This is a genomic window from Bacillus sp. BS98 (assembly GCF_008432245.1).
In the GTDB taxonomy this organism is placed as follows: Bacteria; Bacillota; Bacilli; order Bacillales; family Bacillaceae_G; genus Bacillus_A; species Bacillus_A toyonensis.
Genome location: NZ_CP043830.1, coordinates 4,567,948 through 4,589,916, shown reverse-complemented (window position 1 = coordinate 4,589,916; position 21,969 = coordinate 4,567,948). Strand labels below are relative to the sequence as shown.

At 34.1% G+C, this 21,969-nt stretch carries 21 protein-coding genes; 14 read left to right on the top strand and 7 right to left on the bottom strand.

The window, feature by feature from the left end:
• Positions 1–15 precede the first annotated feature (15 nt).
• Positions 16–1,341 (top strand): gluconate permease GntP, encoded by a 1,326-nt coding sequence (gntP, locus tag F0362_RS23890; protein WP_080326631.1) that lies wholly within the window; start codon positions 16–18, stop codon positions 1,339–1,341.
• 169 nt (positions 1,342–1,510) lie between these two features.
• On the top strand, positions 1,511–1,702 hold the full coding sequence (locus tag F0362_RS23885; protein ID WP_001290392.1) for a YjcZ family sporulation protein: 192 nt from the start codon (positions 1,511–1,513) through the stop codon (positions 1,700–1,702).
• 50 nt (positions 1,703–1,752) lie between these two features.
• Here the strand turns inward: F0362_RS23885 and F0362_RS23880 are convergent, their stop codons facing one another.
• The 6 genes from F0362_RS23880 to F0362_RS23855 all read right to left on the bottom strand — a co-directional run bounded on the left by F0362_RS23880 (position 1,753) and on the right by F0362_RS23855 (position 10,318).
• Positions 1,753–3,729 (bottom strand): FtsX-like permease family protein, encoded by a 1,977-nt coding sequence (locus F0362_RS23880; protein ID WP_000144933.1) that lies wholly within the window; start codon positions 3,727–3,729, stop codon positions 1,753–1,755.
• Entirely contained in the window at positions 3,726–4,478 is a 753-nt protein-coding gene (locus F0362_RS23875) for an ABC transporter ATP-binding protein (RefSeq protein ID WP_149889997.1), read from the bottom strand. The genes F0362_RS23880 and F0362_RS23875 overlap by 4 nt, the downstream gene beginning before the upstream one ends.
• 19 nt (positions 4,479–4,497) lie before the next feature.
• Positions 4,498–6,453, bottom strand: a complete 1,956-nt coding sequence (locus tag F0362_RS23870; RefSeq protein WP_000144983.1) for an FtsX-like permease family protein — start codon at positions 6,451–6,453, stop codon at positions 4,498–4,500.
• Positions 6,454–6,532: 79 nt separating this feature from the next.
• A complete protein-coding gene (locus F0362_RS23865) occupies positions 6,533–8,503 on the bottom strand; it encodes an FtsX-like permease family protein (protein WP_000145026.1) in 1,971 nt (656 codons plus the stop codon).
• 94 nt (positions 8,504–8,597) lie between these two features.
• Positions 8,598–9,620, bottom strand: a complete 1,023-nt coding sequence (locus F0362_RS23860; protein WP_000765359.1) for a sensor histidine kinase — start codon at positions 9,618–9,620, stop codon at positions 8,598–8,600.
• A 2-nt stretch (positions 9,621–9,622) separates the two neighbouring features.
• Positions 9,623–10,318: a response regulator transcription factor gene (locus tag F0362_RS23855; protein ID WP_000276732.1), complete on the bottom strand. Its 696-nt coding sequence runs from the start codon at positions 10,316–10,318 to the stop codon at positions 9,623–9,625.
• Positions 10,319–10,580: 262 nt separating this feature from the next.
• On the opposite strand from F0362_RS23855, the gene F0362_RS23850 reads away from it, so the two are divergent.
• The 6 genes from F0362_RS23850 (at position 10,581) to F0362_RS23820 (ending at position 15,659) form a co-directional block, all read left to right on the top strand.
• Positions 10,581–11,165, top strand: a complete 585-nt coding sequence (locus F0362_RS23850; protein ID WP_000157855.1) for a sigma-70 family RNA polymerase sigma factor — start codon at positions 10,581–10,583, stop codon at positions 11,163–11,165.
• A complete protein-coding gene (locus F0362_RS23845; RefSeq protein ID WP_000010519.1) occupies positions 11,149–11,961 on the top strand; it encodes a DUF4179 domain-containing protein in 813 nt (270 codons plus the stop codon). Before F0362_RS23850 ends, F0362_RS23845 begins: the two co-directional genes overlap by 17 nt.
• 367 nt (positions 11,962–12,328) lie before the next feature.
• Positions 12,329–12,601, top strand: coding sequence for an autorepressor SdpR family transcription factor (locus tag F0362_RS23835; RefSeq protein WP_001070532.1), 273 nt, complete (start codon positions 12,329–12,331; stop codon positions 12,599–12,601).
• On the top strand, positions 12,598–13,233 hold the full coding sequence (locus tag F0362_RS23830) for an SdpI family protein (protein WP_000716342.1): 636 nt from the start codon (positions 12,598–12,600) through the stop codon (positions 13,231–13,233). The genes F0362_RS23835 and F0362_RS23830 overlap by 4 nt, the downstream gene beginning before the upstream one ends.
• A 145-nt stretch (positions 13,234–13,378) precedes the next feature.
• The gene (locus F0362_RS23825; protein ID WP_000889768.1) at positions 13,379–14,095 is read left to right on the top strand and encodes an ABC transporter ATP-binding protein; all 717 of its coding nucleotides are present in this window, start codon (positions 13,379–13,381) and stop codon (positions 14,093–14,095) included.
• Positions 14,085–15,659 carry a putative ABC transporter permease subunit gene (locus F0362_RS23820; protein WP_001095675.1) on the top strand — a complete coding sequence of 525 codons (1,575 nt, stop codon included), beginning with the start codon at positions 14,085–14,087 and terminating at the stop codon, positions 15,657–15,659. The genes F0362_RS23825 and F0362_RS23820 overlap by 11 nt, the downstream gene beginning before the upstream one ends.
• A gap of 217 nt (positions 15,660–15,876) precedes the next feature.
• Here the strand turns inward: F0362_RS23820 and F0362_RS23815 are convergent, their stop codons facing one another.
• Complete coding sequence (locus F0362_RS23815) at positions 15,877–16,749, bottom strand: AraC family transcriptional regulator (protein ID WP_000377674.1); 873 nt, start codon at positions 16,747–16,749, stop codon at positions 15,877–15,879.
• A gap of 305 nt (positions 16,750–17,054) precedes the next feature.
• Between F0362_RS23815 and F0362_RS23810 the strand changes: the two genes are divergently transcribed.
• From F0362_RS23810 to F0362_RS23785, 6 genes are all read left to right on the top strand, one after another.
• Positions 17,055–17,825: an ABC transporter ATP-binding protein gene (locus F0362_RS23810; protein ID WP_000859652.1), complete on the top strand. Its 771-nt coding sequence runs from the start codon at positions 17,055–17,057 to the stop codon at positions 17,823–17,825.
• On the top strand, positions 17,812–19,761 hold the full coding sequence (locus tag F0362_RS23805; RefSeq protein ID WP_149889996.1) for an ABC transporter permease: 1,950 nt from the start codon (positions 17,812–17,814) through the stop codon (positions 19,759–19,761). Before F0362_RS23810 ends, F0362_RS23805 begins: the two co-directional genes overlap by 14 nt.
• 142 nt (positions 19,762–19,903) lie before the next feature.
• Positions 19,904–20,482: a class I SAM-dependent methyltransferase gene (locus F0362_RS23800; protein WP_001176051.1), complete on the top strand. Its 579-nt coding sequence runs from the start codon at positions 19,904–19,906 to the stop codon at positions 20,480–20,482.
• Complete coding sequence (locus tag F0362_RS23795; protein WP_000418929.1) at positions 20,482–21,081, top strand: DedA family protein; 600 nt, start codon at positions 20,482–20,484, stop codon at positions 21,079–21,081. Before F0362_RS23800 ends, F0362_RS23795 begins: the two co-directional genes overlap by 1 nt.
• Before the next feature lie 170 nt (positions 21,082–21,251).
• On the top strand, positions 21,252–21,599 hold the full coding sequence (locus F0362_RS23790) for a YxeA family protein (protein WP_000819389.1): 348 nt from the start codon (positions 21,252–21,254) through the stop codon (positions 21,597–21,599).
• Between the two features lie 72 nt (positions 21,600–21,671).
• Positions 21,672–21,851 (top strand): hypothetical protein, encoded by a 180-nt coding sequence (locus F0362_RS23785; protein WP_000924677.1) that lies wholly within the window; start codon positions 21,672–21,674, stop codon positions 21,849–21,851.
• Positions 21,852–21,969 lie beyond the last annotated feature (118 nt).

The following is a 21,969-nucleotide window of genomic DNA, read 5'->3' as shown; positions in this document are numbered from 1 at the left end:
TAAGGGGAATGAGAGATGGATATATACTTATTAATCGTCACGTTACTTGCGATCGCAATTGTCATTTTAGGGGTATCATGGTGGAAATGGCATGCATTTATTAGTTTAACAGTTGCTAGTTTGTTTTTAGCTATCATGTCTGGACTGAACTTAACGAAAATAGTGACTGCCTATGAAACTGGTGTTGGTAGTGTACTAGGGCATTTAGTTGGCATTTTGGCACTTGGAACTATCTTAGGGAAAATGATGTCTGATTCAGGGGCAGGCATGCAAGTTGCAGATTTCTTTATTCGATTTTTCGGCGTAAAAAAATTACCTTGGGCAATGTTATTTGCAGGGTTTGTTATAGGGATTCCAGTCTTTTTTGAAGTGGGGATCGTCATTTTATTACCACTTGTTATTTCCATTCGAAAAACGACGAAGCAAAATATATTGTTAATTGCGTTACCTGTTATTGCTGGATTATCGATTGTGCATGGGCTAGTGCCTCCGCATCCAGGTGCGATGACTGCAATCGGGATTTATAATGCGAACTTAGGAAAAGTACTTTTATATTCATTAATTATCGCGTTACCAACAGCCATCATCGCAGGGCCGATATTTGCGAAGTGGGTACATAAGAGGGTTATACCTGAAAATGAACCGGAGCTTGTTCGAGTTACGACTGTATCAACCGATTTACCAAGTCGTAAAGTTTCGTTTTTTATTATTTTACTGCCAGTTGTGTTAATGATTTTATCAGTAGTTGCACCGTATGTTTCTTCACCAATAAAAATAACTGAATTTTTAGTCTTTATAGGAAGTCCAGTAATCGCTTTACTTATTTCATGTTTTGCAGCATTTTATTTACTTGGCATCAAACAAGGAATTAATAAAAAGATGATAAAAAAATTAACAGATGAAAGTTTACTACCTGTAGGCTCAATTATTTTAATAATTGGTGCAGGTGGTGGGTTTAAACAAATATTAATTGAAAGTGGAGTTGGAACGGCGATTGCGCAAATGGCAGAACATATATCGTTATCACCAATCGTCTTAGCTTTCATGGTAGCTGGATTAATTCGAATAGCGACCGGATCAGCTACAGTAGCATTAACGACAGCAGCAGGAATTGTTTCACCAGTTATTCAGCACATGTCTGGTGTAAATTTAGAATTGCTCGTTATAGCAACCGGTGCAGGTTCACTAATGTTTTCTCACGTAAATGATGCAGGCTTCTGGCTTGTAAAAGAGTATTTAGGTTTGACGGTGAAGGAAACGTTTAAAACGTGGACGGTGCTGGAAACATTGTTATCATTTATTGCATTCGGTTTTGCCCTTGTGTTGAATATGTTTCTTTAAAAGATACCTGAATAGGTATCTTTTTTTTGATGAAGCCCAATTGCCAAAACAAGCCCGTTTTTAAGTAAGCCAAGCTTCCTATTCGCCCTGAAAACATACTATAAATGGAATCCCCTCATTTAGAGCAAGGTGAACTTGTTATGAATGATACTAAAGGAGGAATAGAGTAATGAGCGAAAAGTGTGAACACAGACATGATGATTGTAACCGCAGACATGGGTGCGGCGGCGGTTTTGCGCTTCTAATCGTATTGTTTATTTTATTAATTATCATCGGTGCTAGCTGCTTCGGCGGAGGCGGCGGTTGTGGTTATGGTGGTTACGGCGGTTATGCAGGCGGCTATGGTGGATATTGCTGCTAATTAAAAACTATTGAAAATGGCCTTGTGCGTATTGCACAAGGCCATTTTATTCACGTTTTAATATGTTGTGATAATTTATTAATGTACAGAGAACGGATTAAGAAGAAGAAAATGATCTCGATAATCCCGAAAAAGGTGAGTACAATACATGTCTCTTTTAGTAATGAAAAAGAAAACATACTTTGTAAAAACTTAACCGCAAATAACGTGTGAACACCAGCAACGATGTAAGGAACGAAAAATAAAATTCCTAATTGAATCGTTGCAGAGCGAAACATTTCTGATTCAGTTAAGCCAAGCTTTGTAATCGTAATGTATTTTTGTTTTTCATTCGTTAAGTCGTTATACATACGGAAGTATAAAACACTAGCCGCACCGATAAAGAAAATAAAGCCGAGAAATGCCCAAATAAAGAACTGAGCAACCGCATTTCCTTTACTATGAACGAGTTCATCCGTAGCTGTATAAATATGAAATGGTTTAATGAAATCTTCTTCATCCTTATGTGCTTCATACAAGGTTTCTGCATCATGATCTAAGCTTTTTAATATATTTTTTGTTGGGACAATTGCATTTTCCCAATTTTCCACGAAGTAGTTATAAACTGTAATTGTTTCAATATGAGGAATCATATTTTCAATTACTTCATCTTGCATCACAATTAAGTGAGGTAATGCAAAGGGAGGCTCAATTCCTCTATTAATAAAACCTTTAATTTGAAATTCTTTTTTATTAGAGCCAAGTGTAATCGTGTCCTGCTTCGCAAATGGGTTAGACACGAGATTTAATAACGCTGGTGAATAGCGAGAAATATTATAAACTTGTGTAGAATCAAGAGTGATTTCTGGTCTGTTTAATTGCTTTGCTATTGCGTTATAATCACTCATTTTCATAATGGAAATTGATTCTTTTGAAGCTGTATCTTTTAAAACGGTAAACTTATATTTGTCATATTGAAAATTAGCATTTGTAAGTTCAGTTTCAATCGTAGTAATATGCTTTTGTTCAAATGCATTAACACCTTCTGATGTATAGGTGAATGGTATTGGATATCGTTCTAGTATGGATGCTTTCGTATGATTGTTTGCAGCAAATAACCCGATAATAATTGTAAATGCAAGTGCAGATAGCATAGAAACGATAAAGAGTACATTAATATTACTGCGGGTACGAGAAACTAAATCTGAAATCCATAACATATTTATTTGTTTCAAATAAAACTTTCTTCGTTTCTTTAAAATATAGATAAAGAGAAGAAATGTTTGTGAAAAAAACAAATACGTCCCAACTACTACGAGCGGTAAAATAGATAGTATAATTAAGAATACAGACCCATTTTGTACATTTTTTTCCGTTATGTAGCCTTGCGGATAACCGGCAATATAATAGCATAGTCCTAAACAAGTTAAAGCAAATAGTGAAATGAGTATAGATGGTTTTTTTTCGCTCTTCTTTTTGTTAACTCCCTTAATAAGCTGCGTTGTTTTTCGAGTACGAATAAACATTGGTGTAAACGTAGAAACAATTAAAAATAAAATGATAAACGTTACGGTTGTAACGATAATCGCTTCTGTTGGCCAATATAAATAGAGACCTTTTGCACTTGTTAATTTCGAAGTGACTAATAAGAAAAAGTTAGAAAATACAAGTCCACCTTGAATGCCGATAAAGATAGATAATATCCCGATTATCATATTTTCAGTAAATAACAGTCTTTTTAATTGTCTCTGTGAGATACCGAGAATGGTGAGTATCCCGAATTGCTGCTTCCGTACATTTAAAAATGTTCCAACTGAATATAAGAGAAAAAAGAACGAGAACATAACAATCACAAGCTGTGCTGTACTAGCTAAGTTCATTAGAGGATCCCGATCTTGAAAGCCTTGTACACTTTGTAAGCGCGGATGATACGCATATACAGTAAATGAAAAGAAAACCATAATAGAAAAAGCACTACTTACAAAATAAGCGAAATATGCTTTAGAATTACGCGAGACATTTTTAAATGCGAATTGCCAAAATGTCATCCACGTCTTCCTCCTAGTAATGCTAGGACATCTAATATTTCTTGATAAAACTTCTCACGAGACAATCCGCGATGCAGTTCATTGTAAAGCTCTCCATCTTTAATGAAAATAACACGGTTACAATAACTTGCTGCAAACGGATCATGCGTAACCATTAAAATCGTTGCATCTTCTTCTTTGTTTAATTTCGTAAATAATTCCATTACATCAATCGCTGCTTTTGAATCTAAGTTTCCTGTTGGTTCATCCGCAAGTAAAAGAGACGGATGATGAATGACAGCACGTGCTACCGCAGTACGCTGTGCTTGCCCTCCTGAAACTTCAAAAATACGTTTGTCCAAAATATGATCAATTCCAAGTTTCTTTGAGATGTTATCGAGCTTTTCGTCCATTTCTTTTAAAGGAACATTATCTAACGTTAAAGGTAATACGATATTTTCTCCAATCGTTAACGTATCTAATAGGTTAAAGTTTTGGAAAACAAATCCTAATTCTTGACGGCGGAAAATTGCTAATTTTTCTCTACGAAATGTATGAGGTTGTTTGCCGTTAATTACGACTTCTCCAGAAGTAGGAGAATCAATTGTAGAAATAACGTTTAAAAACGTAGATTTACCACTTCCAGAAGGCCCCATAATTGCGACGAATTCACCTTTATCCACGTGTAAATTTATATTTTTTAAAGCGGTATGAGGGACTTTCCCTTCATACACTTTTGAGACGTTTTTTATGTGTAATACTTCTTCCATAATAATCACCTTTCTATTTTTAAAACTTAATATGTTGTGATAATTTTTGCATATAAAAGGAACGAATTAAAAGGAAAAAGAGAATTTCAACCGTTCCAAAAATCATAAGTACGACTGTAATTTCAGCGAAGAACGAGAGATGTAATATCTCTTGTAGCATCTTTGTCGCGAACATCGTATGGATGGATGCCATAATGTAAGGGACAAAGAAAAGAATCGCAAGTTGGATTGTAGCAGATTGTTTCATTTCGTCTGCTGTTAATCCAATCTTTGTAATCGTTATATACTTTTCTTGCTCATTTGTTAAATCTGTATACATTCGGAAATACAGAACACTGCCTGCACCGATGAAGAAAATAACACCAAGAAAAGTTCCGATTAAGAAGAATGAAGCAACGTTTAGTTTCGTGTTGTATAAAGAGTCACTTGCTTCACTTGCATGAAACGGTGGATGTTCTGCCTGAATAGCTGCATTGTCGTTATCAATTTTTGTTATAAATGCTGAACCGATAGTATGTGCTTCTTCCCAATCGTTAACTTTAAAGTTATATACACTCATCTGTTTTGAAACGGTGGATAATGTTTCTACATTTTCATCAGATAGTATGAGCAATTGGTATATTAAGCTGTTTGGGAATGGGTTATAACTTTTATATTCTTTCACTTGTAGTTGTAAATTGTTTTGAGCAAGTGTAAGAGTATTTTTCTTTTCTTTAGTATGAATTGTTCCAACAACTTGATCGTCTAAGTCTTTCATAAGAATATAAGATTCATTCTTATTCACCGAGAGAGTCTCCCAATTTAACGCCTTAGCAAGTACATTATAGTCACTTTGTTTAATGGCATAATAGAGCTGCGCGTTATCTTCAGCTGAAGATACTTCATATATGTCTGTTTTAAATTTTGTATAAGTAAAGTGCTCTTCATTAAATTTTTGTTCTAACCAGTTTAAATGTTCATCAGCTAACGTATTTTCAGTATGTGATAAATACGTAAACGGGAAAGGGTTTTGCCTAATCGCATCAAACTTTGTAAATTTCCCGAATCCATATAAGAATGTAATCATTGTAAAAGCGAGCGTTGATAGCATTGCTACTATAAATAGCATATTAATATTTGTTCGAATGCGCGTTGCTAAATCCGAAATCCAAAGCATATTAATTCGTTTCATATAAAACTTTCTTCGTGTTTTTAATATACGAATAAGTAAAAAACTAATCTGTGAAAAGAAAAAATATGTTCCGGCTGCAATAAGCGATGGAATGACAAATATACTAGAGACGGCATATAAAAGCCCAATGATGTCGCCTAGCGACATAAAATATAGAGGATTTGCTGCTAATACATATCCAGATATTAAACATATCGCACCAAATAGAGAAATGAGTACGGATGCTTTTCTTTCTTTTTGTTTTGTTCCTTCTTTTAAAAGACGTACAGCTTTTCTCGTACGGATTAGCATCGGTGTAAAAGATGATACGAGAATGAAGAGTCCAAGAAAGATTATTATAGTTAAAACGATAGCACCTGTCGGCCAATATAAATATAGACCAGGTACATGTGTAATTTTGGCGGTAACTAGTAAAAAGAACTGTGAACAAACAAGTCCAAGTTGAATACCAAAAAATATAGAAAGAACACCAATCAGCATATTTTCTATAAATATGAGTCGCTTTAATTGTTTTTGAGATATACCAAGTACTGTTAAAATCCCAAATTGTTTTTTACGAACCTTTAAAAATGTACCAATTGAATAGAGTAAAAAGAAAAATGAAAAGAACACAATGACAACTTCTGAAATTGTCATTAATATGTTCAGAGCATAATTCACGTCTGTCATATGCAATTTAGGATGAAATAAATAAACTGCAAATGAGAAAAAAATAGCAATGGAAAACGCACTGCTTACAAAATAGGCGAAATAAGCTCTGGCGTTTCTTGTTACATTTTTAAAGGCAAACTGCCAAAAAGTCATTCACCTAAACCTCCTAATAGAGTGAAGAGGAAAAGGATATAAGAGGTATCCTTTTCCTGTACTAATATATTTATAAAACTTAACCATTCGTATACTCTGATAACTTTTGCATGTAAAAGGAGCGAATGAATAAGAAAAAGATGAATTCAACTACTCCAAAAATAATAAGAACGGCTGAAATTTCTTTGAATAGTGATAAAGCAATTACGTCTTGAAGCATTTTTGTTGCGAACATTGTATGAATGGACGCCATAACGTACGGAACGAAAAATAAAATGCTAAGTTGAATGGTTGCAGATCTTTTCATCTCTGCATCTGTTACACCAATTTTTGAAATTGCTACATATTTTTCTTGTTCGTTCGTTAAATCTGTATACATTCTGAAGTAAAGAACGCTACCAGCTCCAATAAAGAAAATGACACCTAAGAATGTCCCGATTAGGAAGTATGCGGCACTTCCTGATGTGATTCTATATAATGAGCCTGCTGATTCATAGGAGCGTACAAGGGGTCCTTCGTATTGGAATTCTTGTCGATCTCTTTGTATTCTTTTCATAAAATCATCAGCAATTTCATACGTCTTTTCCCAGTTTTGTACGTTATAATTGTACGCTGCTACATGCTTTGTTGTACTTGGTAAGTTGTTTACAACAGCGTCAGGTAAAATTAAAGTTTGATATGAAAAGTCAGAGGGAATGGCCCCTGCTTGTTCATAGCCCTTTACTTGTAATATCGTATTTGTGCTAGAAAGTGTAATGGATTTTCTATTGAAGCTTGGCTCAAATTGGCTGAATAAGGTGAAATAAGCATCGCCGCTTAAGATATATGCTTCGTTATCACTCATGAATAGTTCTTTCATTCGCAGGGAAGCTGCAAGTTTATTATAGTCACTTTGTTTCATTGCATAAATGTCATTGTAAGTCGTTATACCTTCATCTTCTTTCAATGGTGTTTCATATAAATCAGTTTTGATCTTTTTATAAGAGAAATTTTCTTTTTGTAACTGCTGTTCAAGCCAAGTTAAATGCTTGTTAACAAAAGGATTTGCGTCATATGAAAAATAAGAAAATGGAAAAGGTGAAGTTCTCGCAACATCTAGCTTTGTAAACTTTCCGAATCCATATAGGAACGTAATCATTGTGAAAGCAATTGTAGAAAGCATGGCTACAATAAAAAGCATATTGATATTTGTTCGAATACGACTTGCTAAATCCGAAATCCAAAGCATATTAATTCGTTTCATATAAAACTTTCTTCTTTTCTTTAAAATATAAATAAGTAAGAAACTAATTTGAGAAAAGAAAAAATATGTCCCAATTGTAACAAGCGCTGGAATCACAAAAACACTTGAAACCATATAGATAACGCCTACTTGCGTGTTTATTGAGAAGAAATATTTAGGGTTTGCAGCTAAAATATAACCACCTAATAAACAGATAGCACCAAATAGAGAGATAAATATGGATGGTTTTCTTTCCTTTTGCTTCCTACCATTCGTTTTTAATAGGTTTACCGTCTTTTTCGTACGAATTAGCATGGGTGTAAATGAAGATACAGCGATAAAGAGACCAAGAAACACAATCGTTGTTAAAATGAAAGCATTCGTAGGGGGATATAAATATATCCCCGGTAGATGTGTAATTTTCGCTGTTACTAATAAGAAAAACTGCGAAAAGACAAGTCCAAACTGCATACCGAAAAAGATAGATAAAATACCAATTAACATATTTTCAGTGAAAACGAGTCGATGTAATTGTTTTTTTGATATACCTAAAATAGTTAAAATACCAAATTGCTTTTTACGAACTTTTAAAAACGATCCGATTGAATAGAGTAGAAAAAAGAACGAGAACAAAACAATCACAACTTCTGAAAAAATCATTAATCCTGAAATTTCAGAGATCATAGTGGGATTTTGTAATTTCGGATGAAACAAATAAACAGCGAACGAAAAGAAAACAGCAATGGAAAAGGCACTGCTTATAAAGTAAGCAAAATAAGCTCTTGAGTTGCGCGTTACATTTTTAAATGCAAATTGCCAAAATGTCATAATACGTGCCTCCCGTTAGCAGGGAAATATGTAGTTTTATTGCAAAAAATGTATGAGAGTGAGTTCTCATACATTTTGCTAGCATATGTTCTGATCATGATTCAGTCACCTTCTCTACATTCTCTGCTTGATTATTCGCAGCATTGTGGAAGATGATTTTAATCGTCGTTCCTTTACCAACTTCAGAATCTAGTTTGACGGAGTGACCTAAATAATCACAAATTTTACTTACAATATAAAGCCCCATACCGGTAGATTCTCCGAATGTACGACCGTTTTTCCCAGTGTAGAATGGTTCAAATACTCTTCGAATATCTTCTTGCGGAATACCAACGCCTTCATCGCGAACTTCTAGAATAATGTCTTTTCCATTTCGATAAGCGGATAAGAACACTTTCTTTCCACGCTCACCAGAGTAACGGACTGCATTTGTCATTAACTGATAGATAATAAATTTTAGCCATTTCGCATCAGAAGCAACTTTTAGATCAGAATGTACTTCTAAAACAGGGAAGACGCCATTACGAATAAATAGTTCTTTTAATCCATTAATATTTTTTGTTACCGTATCTTTTAATGAAATCGTCTCAACATGGAAATCTTCATGGAAGTTATTTAACCTAGCCATGTATAAAGCCATATCAAGTCCTTGGTTTAGACGCTCTAACTCTTTTTTGAATTTCGGAATTAAATGTTCGTCTTCCATTTCCAGTACCATAAGCTGCATAACAGAAACAGGTGTCTTCATTTGGTGTACCCAATGGTTAATGAACAATTGATGTTCCTGTTGTTTTACTTCATACGATTGTAGTTCTTTTTGGAAGAGACGGTATTGCGTACGCACGAGTTCATTTACACCGTGAGGCATCGGAGCGGTTGCTCTTTCAATAAACGCATCTTCCATTTTTTCTGGCTGCTCACTTAATCTATGATACATTCTACGGTTACGAACGTAACGATAAGCAAGGAAACAAATAAATAAGTATAAGCTTAAAACGATGAAGTAAAACTTATTATTTTGAAATCCATCTACTGCATCATAGAGAACGAAAATGATACCGAAGTTTAATACGTACAGTAGAAAAAATGTAAAATGATCACGTAAAAATAGCTTCATGCTTATTCACTCCAAGTTGCGTTAAAACGATACCCAAGTCCACGTACTGTTTCAATAGCATTTTCAATACCAAGCTCATTGAACTTTTTACGAAGACGCGTGATGTTTACGTTTAATGTATTTTCCTCAACGAAGCTCTCATCATCCCAAAGAGCAGCTAATAAATCTTCACGGCTCGCTGTACGAGGGAATTTAGATAATAACATTTCGGCTAAAATTGCTTCTTTCTTCGTTAAAAGAACTTGTTCAGATCCGAAGTGAATTTCTGGACGTTCAGGGAATAGTTTTAAACCTTCTACTTCAACGATACGCTCAGAAATATTTGGTGCATAGTCACCGTAAATACGGCGCAATTGACCTTTAATTTTTGCCATTACAACGTCGTAGTGGAACGGTTTCGTAATATAATCATCCGCACCGCTTTCAATCGCCATAATTTGTTCCATCTCACCAGCACGCGCTGAAATGAAAATAATTGGACAAGTAGATTCATGACGAATTTGACGGCACCAGTAGAATCCATCGAATTTCGGTAAGTTCACATCAAGTAAAACAAGGTGTGGTTTCACGGCGTTAAACGATTCCATAATATCATCAAAATTTTCAGTAACAACAGCGTCGTACCCGTATTTTTGAATGTGAGATTGCAGTAATGATGAAATATTTGGATCGTCTTCAACGATTAAAATTTTATACATATGTATATTCCTCCTCAAAAAAACAATTGTAGCTATAGTGTACCATGTGTTTCACGTCTTTTCATTATGTTGAAATATAAGCTAGTTAACAGTATAGGTTAAAAGTGAGAAAAGTAAAAAGTATTATAGGGATAACTGAATGTATTGTCCTTTTAAATAGATGAAATTTCATAAAAAATAATATATTTTTTATGAAATTTGGAACTTTATTTTGCTTACTGTCCAATATATAGTGAGAACATCGTTAAGGAGGGGGCACTACTTGGCAAGTAATGAAGATATACATATCTGGATAGAACGTTTATTAAAAGGCGATGAGGAGGCTTTTGAATTTATATTTGATTTAACGAGTCAGAGAATATATGAAACTGTCTTCGCTATAGTTAAAAATCGGCATGATACAAATGAAATCGTAAATGAAGTTTACTTTCAACTTTGGAAATCTATTTCAACATATGATCAATCTAGACCGTTTCTATTTTGGTTGAATGGAATTGTTTACAAACAGATTAGTCAGTGGAGAAAAAATATATGGAAGAGGATGCGCTTATTTGAAAAACAACAATTACGTGATGATCCAGTTGTAGACGTTCCCGAAAAAGTATTATTAAGAAAAGAAACAGAAGAGCAGTTATTAACGGTGATACAAGAACTTCCATTTAAATTTAGAATAGTAATCGTGTATCGCTTTTACCACGATTATACGTATGAAGAAATTGCAGAACTATTACAAATCCCTATAGGTACAGTGAGGTCTAGAATTCACAGAGCGTTAGAAAAAATTCGGAATCAGTCTAGTATAGAAATAGATGAGGAGGAATCTAATTCAAATGTCGTTTTCAAATGAATTTAAAAAAGCAATGAAACAAGAGGTCCCTAAAGAAGTTAAAGAGCATGCTTATCAATCCTTTAGTCAAATGTATAAAAAAGATAGCAAAAAGAAAACGAAAAAGAAATTATTAATAGCGGGTTTAATAGCGGCTATCGTTATACCGACGAGTACAATGGCGTTAAACAATTCTTATTTTGTAAAGCCGGAAGTAAAATTAAATGACATGATTAATGATCAAGTTAAGAAGGATGCTGCGGATGGAAAGTCTATACAGCTAAATGAAAAAATAGTCGATAATGGTATTACTCTTCATATAAAAGAAATATTAATTCAAGATGCCAAAATACTTGTTTATTATCGTTTTGAACAACAAGATGGTTCGCTCGTTCCATATGAATTTAATACAACTGGGCTTGATATTAAATCTGATGGTAAAGAAGACGGGAAACAAGTAGAGAGTCCACATTATGAAAATAAGAAATTTAATGCTGTGCAATATTTGCATTTTCTTAGTAACACTCATATCGATAATTATCAAAAAGATCGTATTGGTAATCCTGATGCACCAGAGGCAAGTACTTTTTACTTAAGTGATGAAGCAGGAAAGAGCTTTGAAACGGCATACGCTAATCACGACAAACCAGAGGGAGTAGCGATTTTTGAAACGTTAGAAGGTGAAAAATTCCCAGACTTCTTATCTGTCCATATTAATATTAACAGAATTGGAGGAACGGAAGGAACTTGGAAAACGAAAATTCCAGTGGACATGGCGCATAAAACTGTCCAAAAGGACTCTACAAAGAATGGATGAATTCTTATTATAGTTAATAGAATCCAAACTAGGTGTGTGAAAGCATGATTAGTTATTGGTTAAATGAATTCGGAACGATAGTAGGTATGTCCTTTATTATAAGTTTGATAATCTTTTGGATTTCTTCGTTTGTTAATAAAATGATAAAATTTAAATAAAAGAAGTTCTTCCTTTAGTTAGAAGAGCTTCTTTTATTTTGTATCCCTCGTATTTCTTCCATCTTTACAGTTTTACTCTATAAAGTAATTAATGTAGGTTAAAAGTGGAAAAAGTAAAAAGGGCCTTACATATTATTGACAATTAACTGAAATCATTTTAACATTTAGATAAATATCTAAATGTCTAATTATCGAAAGGAAGAAAGACATTGAATCAAGCATTCAAAGCATTAGCAGATCCAACAAGGCGAAAAATTTTAGACTTATTAAAAGAAGGTGATCTAACCGCTGGTGAAATTGCCGAACATTTCAATATGACGAAACCAAGTATTTCACACCACTTAAGTGCACTTAAAAATGCTGAACTTATTCAAGATGAAAAAAGAGGGCAATTCGTTGTGTACTCTTTAAACACAACTGTCTTTCAAGATTTGTTGACTTGGGTGTTTACGTTTACAAATAAGGGGGAAGAGGGGAAATGAAAAAACATCTTTTCGCAATTATATTAATTGTTACAACTTGTTTAGCTTGGGCGTTTGCTTGGCCACATTTGCCGGATACAATTGCGACACATTGGAGCGGCGGTAAGGTAGATGGCTATTCGTCTAAATTTTACGGAATGATTTCTATGGTCGGAATTATGATTGCATTATATATATTTCTAAATGTGATACCTAAGATTGATCCAAGAAAAGCAAATTATGAGAAATTTTCTAAAGCTTTTATGATGATGAATAATGGGGTACTCCTGCTACTATTTGTAGGGAATATAGATATTATTACAAGTGGATTAGGATATAACTTATTTATTAATCGGGTTCCAGAATTATTAGTGGGTGTTTTATTTTTAGTAATGGGTAATTATTTACCACAGTGTAAGCCAAACTTTTTTGTCGGGATGCGTAATCCATGGACGTTAAGTAATGAAGAAGTGTGGCGGAAAACACATCGATTTAGTGGAAAAGTATTTGTGGCTTTAGGAATTATTATGATTATAAGTGTTTTCGCTCCGGCTGATTGGAGATCTTATATGATGCTGGGGATTATAGTAGTTGCTGTTATTATAACGAATTTATATTCTTACGTTTTATATAAAAAAGAAATACAATTGTGAGCTATATTAATCAAATTTTATAGTTATAGTTTCTATGTGTTAAGAGATTTTAATACTCAGTGGGGATAATGAAAAGCTCACTGAGTAAATTTTTTGTTTTTAGGTCTGAAAATTCAGTTAAATAGATGGCTTGGGGGGATTTTACATGTTAGAAATTATAAATTTTAGTAAGACATACAAAGGTGGAAAGAAAGCGGTAAATCATTTAAATATTACTGTTAAAGCAGGAGATATCTTTGGATTTATTGGACATAACGGTGCGGGGAAAAGTACAACAATTAAGTCGTTAGTAGGAGTTATAGATTTTGAAGAGGGCGAAATTTTTATTGATGGACATTCAGTAAAAAAGGATCCGATTGCATGTAAGAGAGTAATGGCGTATATTCCTGATAATCCAGATTTATATGAGCAATTAACAGGAATTCAATATTTGAACTTTGTTGCGGATGTATATAAAGTGCCGGCGAAGGATCGGGAAGAACAGATCCAGAAGTATGGGGATGCCTTTGAGATTACACCTTACTTGGGAGACTTAATATCTTCTTATTCGCATGGCATGAAACAAAAAGTAGCGATTATATCGGCGGTTTTACATAAACCGAAATTACTAGTTTTAGATGAACCTTTCGTTGGTCTTGATCCAAAAGCAGCCGTAGTTTTGAAAGGTATTATGAAAGAGCTTTGTGAAAAAGGAAGTGCGATTTTCTTTTCTACGCACGTTTTAGATGTAGCGGAGAAGTTATGTAATAAAATAGCGATGATAAATAGAGGGAAATTAGCACTTTCAGGGGAAGTGCATTCTTTAATAAAGGAAAGTTCATTGGAAGAACTCTTTATGAAGGAGCTTGCTAATGAATACTAATAGTTTAGGACTTTTAAAAATCCGGTTAATAACGCAGCTCGGTCTAAACACTTTTAAATATGAAAAAGATAAGAAAAAGAAGCAGAATAAGATTTTGCTGACAGCATCTATTGCTCTAGTTGGTGTCATGCTAATGTTATATTGCGGAGCCTCGGCATATGGATTGGTGAAACTAGGAATGAGTGAAATTATTCCCGTTTATGCACTAGTTATTAGCAGTGTATTAACGTTGTTTTTCACTATATTTAAGGCAAATGGAGAAATTTTTGCTTTTAAGGATTACGACTTTTTAATGTCATTGCCGATTCGTGTAAATACTGTTATTGCAAGTAGATTTTTGTATTTATACTTGCTGAATACAATCTTTTCAATCATAATCATGCTACCGATGGGAGTTGTTTATGGCATACATGAAAATCAATCAGTTTCTTTTTACTTTATGTGGTTCATCAGTATGTTTATAGCATCTTTAATTCCAACAACAATTGCAGCAATCTTTGGAGCTGCGATTACGGCAATCGCTTCTAAATTTAAAAATGCGAATAAAATAACTACGATTTTAAGTTTTATAGTAATTATTACATTCGGTTTCTTTATGCTAAAAAACGGAAATGCTCAATATAGCCTTAATGATATGAACGGAATTGGTGCAATTGTTTCGGAGCAATTAACTAAAGTGTATCCACTAGCTAACATGTTTCAAAAAGCAATTGTTCATGCTGATATTATAGCTTTCATCTTATTCGTCGGGATATCAGTTAGTTGGTATTATCTTTTTGTAAAAATACTTTCGTTAAAATATAAGCAAATAAACACAGGGATTTCCACTTATCATATGCTTTCAAATTATGAGATTAATAGTATAAGAAAAGAAAGTGTATTGGTCGCATTGTATAAAAAAGAGCTGAAACGTTTCTTCTCTTCTACAGTGTATGTCATAAATAGTGGAATGGGAGTCGTGATGGCGATAGCTTTCTCGTTAGCTGTAGTTGTAGTAGGGCCAAGTCAATTAATAGCGTACCCTGGAATTGAGCCCTTGTTGCAAAAGATTGCTCCATTTGCTATTGCAGCAGCGATTTCAATGACGTGTACAACATGTGTGTCATTGTCTTTAGAAGGAAAAAATGTATGGATTATTAAGTCATTGCCTATAGCGCCAAAGATGGTTTATGACAGTAAAATTCTTATGAATCTTTCATTGAGTATACCTGCATCACTTATTAGTGCCGTATTGCTAATAATCGGGTTAAAACTCGATGTTTGGAGTTCTCTTTTCATCGTAATAACACCGATAACATACTCACTCTTTTCGGCAGTATGGGGAATTTTTATTAATAATCGATTTGGTTATTATGATTGGGTATCAGAAACTCAAGTAATAAAACAAAGTATAGGATCGTTTATCGGTATGTTTGGTGGCTTAATTATGGCAGTTATACCTGCCATGTTAATCGGTACCGGTACTATCTTGAACGACAGAGTATTTACTTTTGTAGTTGTTATAGTACTTACGATTATTACTATTTTCTTGTATAAGAACGAGTCGAGAAGAAGTATAAAGTGAAACTTTAATCAGTGGGGGGTGTTCATCCCCACTGATTATTAGCCCTCACCAATTGGGCGTTTACGGGCAGTTTATCTCCCACCTAACTTCTTTGCTTCACCTGAATTTTGAGGTGGGAGTTTTACTGCCCGCAAATAGCGGGATAAAATAAAGAAGCTGCTTTTCCTTTAAAAAGGAAGAGCAGCTTTTTTATTTTGAAAAGGTTTAGACTCTTATATTACTTTTTTAAAACAGGTATCCATATCTCGCTTCTGAAATTCGGCGAGGATATCTCTTTACTTTCATTCCACAATATTTCCGGACCTCCTGCTAGTTCATAGTTTGAAGAAGGGAACCATTCAGAATAAATACGTCCCCACACATTTTGTAATGCATCAGGAAATGGACCGACAGCTTCAAATATAGCCCATGTTGAAGTTGCGACTTCAAGTTGCGCGAATTGCTCTGGACAATCTTTCGTTGTGGCTACCCCAATATAATGATCGAGTTCGCCTTTTTCCTCCATTCTTCCTTCAGAAAAATTTGTAGAAGCACTAATGATTCCATTTGGTTCCACATTTGAAAGGGACTTTAATGTTTGAATAGACTCTGGATTTAAACTTTTCCACATAGAAGCGATTTCTGCATTTACACCGTTAAACACAATCGGTACTCGTTTTGTAATACCAATGATTTGAAATGGTTCTTTTTCTTCAATTCGATAGTTCATTTCATTTCCTCCTCGGATCGATAACTGGAAGGTCATTGGTGAATAAGCTTTCAAAGAATGGCTACTATTTCGGGCCTCTGAAGGTGTTATGCCGTGCAAGTTTTGAAAGGCACGTGCAAAAGAATCCGGTGAGTTGTACCCATACTTTATAGCGACATCAATGACTTTTGCATTGCTATCTTTTAGTTCAAAAGCAGCAAGAGTAAGACGTCTACAGCGAATATAATCAGATAGTGATATACCTGCTAAAAACGAAAACATTCTTTTAAAGTGATACTCAGAACAGAGAGCTAGCCTCGCAACTTCTTTAAAATCAATTTCATTCGTAAGGTTATCTTCAATATAGTGCATTGCTGCATTCATATTTTTAAGTGAATCCATACTATGACCTCCTCTGTACATAGAATAGCAGGAACGAAATAACCCCATCCGACATTTCGTGCACAACTTTGTAGGTGCATTTTTTACCTTACAAAATTGTAATGTTCCTGTAAGGAGAATGAATGGATGGTATGATATCCCAATGTTATAGTAACAAAGTGCTTTTGTTCAGTAGGTTAAATTTTTATATCTTTACTTATGCGTCTTACATAACTGTCATGTTTGTGTAAGAAACATCGATAGTGGCAAGAGTAGAGAGTGTATATAGTTGAAAATAGAGAATAGAAGAAATGAGGGATGTCGAGATGAAAACAGTGTTAGAAGCAAAAAATATTGAAAAAGTGTACGACACGGGTGGTAATAAATTTGCAGCGTTAAAAGGTATTAACTTACAAGTAAAAGAAGGTGAGTTCGTTGGAATTATGGGACCTTCTGGTTCTGGTAAGACGACTTTACTAAATGTTCTTTCTACAATTGATAATGCGACGAACGGTGAAATTTTAATTGATGGAAAAGATATTGTGAAGATGAATGATGATAAGCTAGCGTTATTCCGCCGCGATCATTTAGGTTTCATTTTCCAAGATTATAACTTATTAGATACGTTAACAGTGAAAGAGAATATTGCGTTACCTCTTGCTTTATCGAAAGTAAAGGCAAATGAAATTGATCGACGTGTTCTTGAAATTGCGAAAAAGTTCGGTATCGATCATATTTTAAGTCAGTTTCCATATCAAGTATCTGGTGGACAAAAGCAGCGCTGCGCCGCATCGCGTGCAATCGTTACGAATCCAAGTATGATTTTCGGAGACGAGCCAACTGGAGCGCTTGATTCTAAATCAGCGACAGATTTACTTGAAAGTATGAAGTCGTTAAATGAATATGATAACTCTACCATTTTAATGGTAACGCATGATGCATTTGCAGCGAGTTATTGTAAACGAGTTATTTTCATTAAAGATGGTGAACTATATAAAGAATTGCATCGCGGTGAATCGACGCGTAAACAGTTCTTCCAAAAAATCGTTGACGTAATGTCTTCTATTTCTGGAGGTATGGCTGATGACCTTATCTAGCATTGCCCTCCGCAACATACAGCGGAACTTTAAAGACTACTTTGTATATTTTGCATCTATGATTTTTAGTATCGTCATTTACTTTACATTTAAAGCACTGCAATATAATTCACAAATGGAAAAAGCAGCGGAAGCCTCTAAAAAAATTAGCGGTGCGTTTCAAGTTTCAAGTGTGATGCTTATCATTTTCGTAGCAGTGTTCATTATATATTCGAACGGATTCTTTACACGTAAACGTAAAAAAGAAGTTGGCTTATATTCGTTATTAGGTATTCGTAAAAGACAAATTGGTAAAATGCTCTTTTATGAAAATATGTTAATGGGATTAATGTCATTAGTAATTGGGATTGCGATTGGTAGTGTCCTTTCAAAATTATTCCTTGAGTTATTAGTAAGTATGATGGGATTAAACTTAAACGTTCATTTTGAAGTACCGATGGCGGCCATTATTGATACAGCAATTATTTTCCTTGTGATTATTTTATATACATCGCTCCAAGGATATCGTTTAATTTATCGCTTTAAATTAATTGAACTTTTCCGTGCGGAACGTGAAGGAGAAGCAATGCCAAAAGGATCAGTCATTATGGCATTAATTTCAGTTTTCTTAATCGGTTCAGGTTATTTCTTAGCATTAATGTTCATGAAGGCAGTTAAGTATGCAGACTTTATGGCAATTGCACTTTATATTTTACTTGCGACAGTATTAGGTACGTACTTACTATTTATGTTCTTTACTGTATTCGTATTGAAACGTGCAAGAAATAATAAATCATCGTTTTATAACGGTATGAATATGGTAACGACGTCACAGCTACTATATCGTATTAAAGGGAATGCAAAGTCACTTGCGACAATTTCTATTTTAAGTGCGGTAACATTAACAGCAGTTGGTACGTCAGTTACGATGTATTACAACACATTTACACAATCAAAAGCAGTTGCACCATACAGCTACTCTTATGAGAAGAAAGATGCAGAACTAGATAAGAAAGTAAATGCGATTTTTGCTGAAGAGAAAGAAAATCATCCTGTAAAAAATCAATTTGAAGTTGAGATGGTTCCTGTAAAAGGAAAGTTTGAAGGAGCTAAAGTCGATTTTATCTTTAATATGAACTACAGTATCTCAGAGAAATATCAATTTATATCTCAATCTGAATTCAACAAACTTGCGCAAAAAATCGATGCGGAAACAGTGAATGTAGCTGCTGGTGAAGCCTTTATATATGATAGTTCTTATATTGAAGGGTATGAGTTTAGCCCTGAATATAAAGGAAATAAAGCGGTATTCCAAATTGGAAATGAAACGAAGACATTGAAGATCCAAGGTGCAAATAATAATGCAATTACGAATTTAGGTGAATTAGTTGTTGTCGTTCCAGATGAAATGTATGAACAAGCGAAGCGAGCATTTGGAACACGTGTTGTGAAAAATATTGATGTAAAAGATGAAAGAAACAGTAAATTATTAACAGAAAAATTAAAAAAAGTGATGCCAGCTGGTGAATCAGAAATGGCACCACCATTTAGAGACTTCTATACTGGTTTCCATATGGGACTTGAAGCAACTGGACTAATGATGTTCATCGGAATGTTCTTGGGACTTGTATTCTTACTAGCAACAGGTTCTATTATTTACTTCAAGCAGCTAACAGAAGCAAGTGCAGATCGTGAGCGTTACGTTGTCCTTCATAAAATCGGTGTAACGAAACAAGAAATGAAAAAAGCTATTGCAAAACAAGTGAGCTTTATCTTTGCAATTCCGTTAGTAATCGGAATTCTACACAGTTTGTTTGCATTAAAAGGTTTAGGGAACATACTACCATTTGAAATTATGATTCCGCTTCTAATTAGTATCGGAGTATACAGCGTTATTTATATCGGATATTATTTCTTAACAGTTCGCTCTTATTATAAGATTGTGAGTGCGAAGTAATAAGGGGACAGCTATCGCTATAGGCGGTGGCTGTTTTTTATTCTTCATAAAATCTTAAGAAATCTCCTCAATTTTTATTAAGAAACGCTAGTTATACTTAGACACAAGTTAAAAACTATTGATCGAATGGGGAGAGGTTTACATGCAACTCATAACATTCTTACATGAATTTATTAAACATCCGAAACATACTGGTGCAATTGCACCAAGTTCAAAAATATTAGCAAAGAAAATGGTAGATGTAATTGATTTTAATAAAGCGAAATGCATTGTAGAGTTAGGTCCTGGTACAGGAGTCTTTACGAAAGAAATTATGAAGAGAAAGAAGAAGGAAACAATATTTCTTCTTATTGAAATTAATGAAGTGTTTTGCAAAGAGCTAAAGAGAAAATTTAAAGATGAAAAGAACGTCATTGTTGTACATGGTTCAGCTGAAAATATAAAGAAGTATATGGAAGAGTTCAATATAGAATGCATTGATTACGTCTTATCAGGATTGCCTTTTACTTCTTTACCAGAAGAAGTTTCAAAACGTATTTTAAACAATGCAATGGAAGCGATACATGAGAATGGGGAATTCATAACATTTCAATATTCACTTGTGAAAAAAGGCTTTATACAGCATTTCTTCCCTGAAATTACATTAGAAAAAGTGTGGCTCAATTTCCCGCCAGCTTACGTCTTTAGCTGTAAAAAAGAGCTAAGGAGAGCGTATGCATAATGGAATTACATGAATTATTATCATACATTGAACAGTACGGGTATTGGGCATTATTTTTCTGTTTATGGTTAGGAATTATCGGTATGCCAATTCCAGATGAAATGATTGTGATGAGCGGAGGATTTGTATCTTCATTAGGTATATTAAGTGTTATTCCTGCGTTTTTATTAACATATTTAGGCGTTGTGTCCGGGCTTTCTTTAGGATATATATTAGGGAAAATATTTGGGACAAAAGTACTCCATAAATTAATGAAAAAGAAGAAGGCGAAGTATTTTATAAAATCACAAGAAATGGTCGAGGCATACGGACATTACGCACTAATTACGAGTTATTTCATACCGGTTGTAAGACATATCGTGCCGTATTTAGTTGGAATGAATAACATGTCATTTAAGACGTATGTTTTATATTCCTATACGACAGGCTTTGTTTGGACGCTCGTTTACTTTGTGCTTGGTTCTATATTTGGACAACATATTGAAAGTATTGTGGCGATTGCGATAGAGTATGGCGTGTATTTTGGAGGAATCATCGCAGTGATTGTGAGTGTGTTTTATTTATACAGACAAAAAAGGAATACAGTGATGAGTAAATAAAGGAGGCGGCAGCCTCCTTTTATTATGAATATGGCTTTATTTATCGAAGTGCTGATGCACAGCCCTGTTACATTAAGAAAAAGTTAAGAAACTGTACGAGTTTTTATTAAGAAAGGTTCTCTATACTTAGAAAGGTCTTATTGAAAAACATAATGAAAGGCGGAATATAGATGAAAAGATTTATTTTAGGATCATTACTTGTGATTGTAGCAGGGGCGGCATATTTATTAAATGGGAGTGCTACAATTGATCGAATGAACCCATTTCTTGATTTAGAATATCGTTATGCAGTGATCGATAATGATGGAAAAGAGTTAGATGGAAATAAAGGTCGTGAGTATACAGTAAAAGCTTATGATGAAAAAGGAGAGGTAAAAGAAGTTACGATTAATGGGGTAGATGAATTACCGATAGGATCGTATTGGCATGTAATTACAAGAGGGAAGTTTTTACACGATAAAGTGCAAATAGATGTAGATAAAATTCCTGATGGTGCGAAGGCAGAGTTAGGACTGTAAGTATAAACCCGATTCTAGATGAGAGAATCGGGTTTGTTATTTTATGGTAAAATATAGAGGGGAGTGAGAGATATGCTACTCATTGTTAGCCTTATATTAATTGGGATTATGTGTAGTATGAGAATAGTATCCTTAAATATGCTAGAGCGGCAAAAGATAGAAGAGCAATATGTATATTGTCCAAAATGTAATGCGAAAATTAGAAAAGGGAATTCTGCTCCTTTTTGTTCGAAGTGTAATTTGATATTTTAATAATAGTAAATCCAAAGTTGGTTGTTACGGCTTTGGATTTTTCTTTTTAAGAAAACCTTAAGAAACCATAGCACTATTTGTTAAGAAAATATATCTATACTGAATTCTGTTGCTTAAA

Coding starts and splice junctions, on each gene's coding strand:
- F0362_RS23820 (WP_001095675.1), top strand. CDS start 14,085: ATGAATACTAATAGTTTAGGACTTTTAAAAATCCGGTTAATAACGCAG.
- F0362_RS23810 (WP_000859652.1), top strand. CDS start 17,055: ATGAAAACAGTGTTAGAAGCAAAAAATATTGAAAAAGTGTACGACACG.
- F0362_RS23845 (WP_000010519.1), top strand. CDS start 11,149: ATGTCGTTTTCAAATGAATTTAAAAAAGCAATGAAACAAGAGGTCCCT.
- F0362_RS23830 (WP_000716342.1), top strand. CDS start 12,598: ATGAAAAAACATCTTTTCGCAATTATATTAATTGTTACAACTTGTTTA.
- F0362_RS23805 (WP_149889996.1), top strand. CDS start 17,812: ATGACCTTATCTAGCATTGCCCTCCGCAACATACAGCGGAACTTTAAA.
- F0362_RS23795 (WP_000418929.1), top strand. CDS start 20,482: ATGGAATTACATGAATTATTATCATACATTGAACAGTACGGGTATTGG.
- F0362_RS23870 (WP_000144983.1), bottom strand. CDS start 6,453: ATGACTTTTTGGCAGTTTGCCTTTAAAAATGTAACAAGAAACGCCAGA.
- F0362_RS23785 (WP_000924677.1), top strand. CDS start 21,672: ATGCTACTCATTGTTAGCCTTATATTAATTGGGATTATGTGTAGTATG.
- F0362_RS23825 (WP_000889768.1), top strand. CDS start 13,379: ATGTTAGAAATTATAAATTTTAGTAAGACATACAAAGGTGGAAAGAAA.
- F0362_RS23800 (WP_001176051.1), top strand. CDS start 19,904: ATGCAACTCATAACATTCTTACATGAATTTATTAAACATCCGAAACAT.
- F0362_RS23855 (WP_000276732.1), bottom strand. CDS start 10,318: ATGTATAAAATTTTAATCGTTGAAGACGATCCAAATATTTCATCATTA.
- F0362_RS23865 (WP_000145026.1), bottom strand. CDS start 8,503: ATGACATTTTGGCAATTTGCATTTAAAAATGTAACGCGCAACTCAAGA.
- F0362_RS23790 (WP_000819389.1), top strand. CDS start 21,252: ATGAAAAGATTTATTTTAGGATCATTACTTGTGATTGTAGCAGGGGCG.
- F0362_RS23885 (WP_001290392.1), top strand. CDS start 1,511: ATGAGCGAAAAGTGTGAACACAGACATGATGATTGTAACCGCAGACAT.
- F0362_RS23860 (WP_000765359.1), bottom strand. CDS start 9,620: ATGAAGCTATTTTTACGTGATCATTTTACATTTTTTCTACTGTACGTA.
- F0362_RS23815 (WP_000377674.1), bottom strand. CDS start 16,749: ATGGATTCACTTAAAAATATGAATGCAGCAATGCACTATATTGAAGAT.
- gntP (WP_080326631.1), top strand. CDS start 16: ATGGATATATACTTATTAATCGTCACGTTACTTGCGATCGCAATTGTC.
- F0362_RS23875 (WP_149889997.1), bottom strand. CDS start 4,478: ATGGAAGAAGTATTACACATAAAAAACGTCTCAAAAGTGTATGAAGGG.
- F0362_RS23880 (WP_000144933.1), bottom strand. CDS start 3,729: ATGACATTTTGGCAATTCGCATTTAAAAATGTCTCGCGTAATTCTAAA.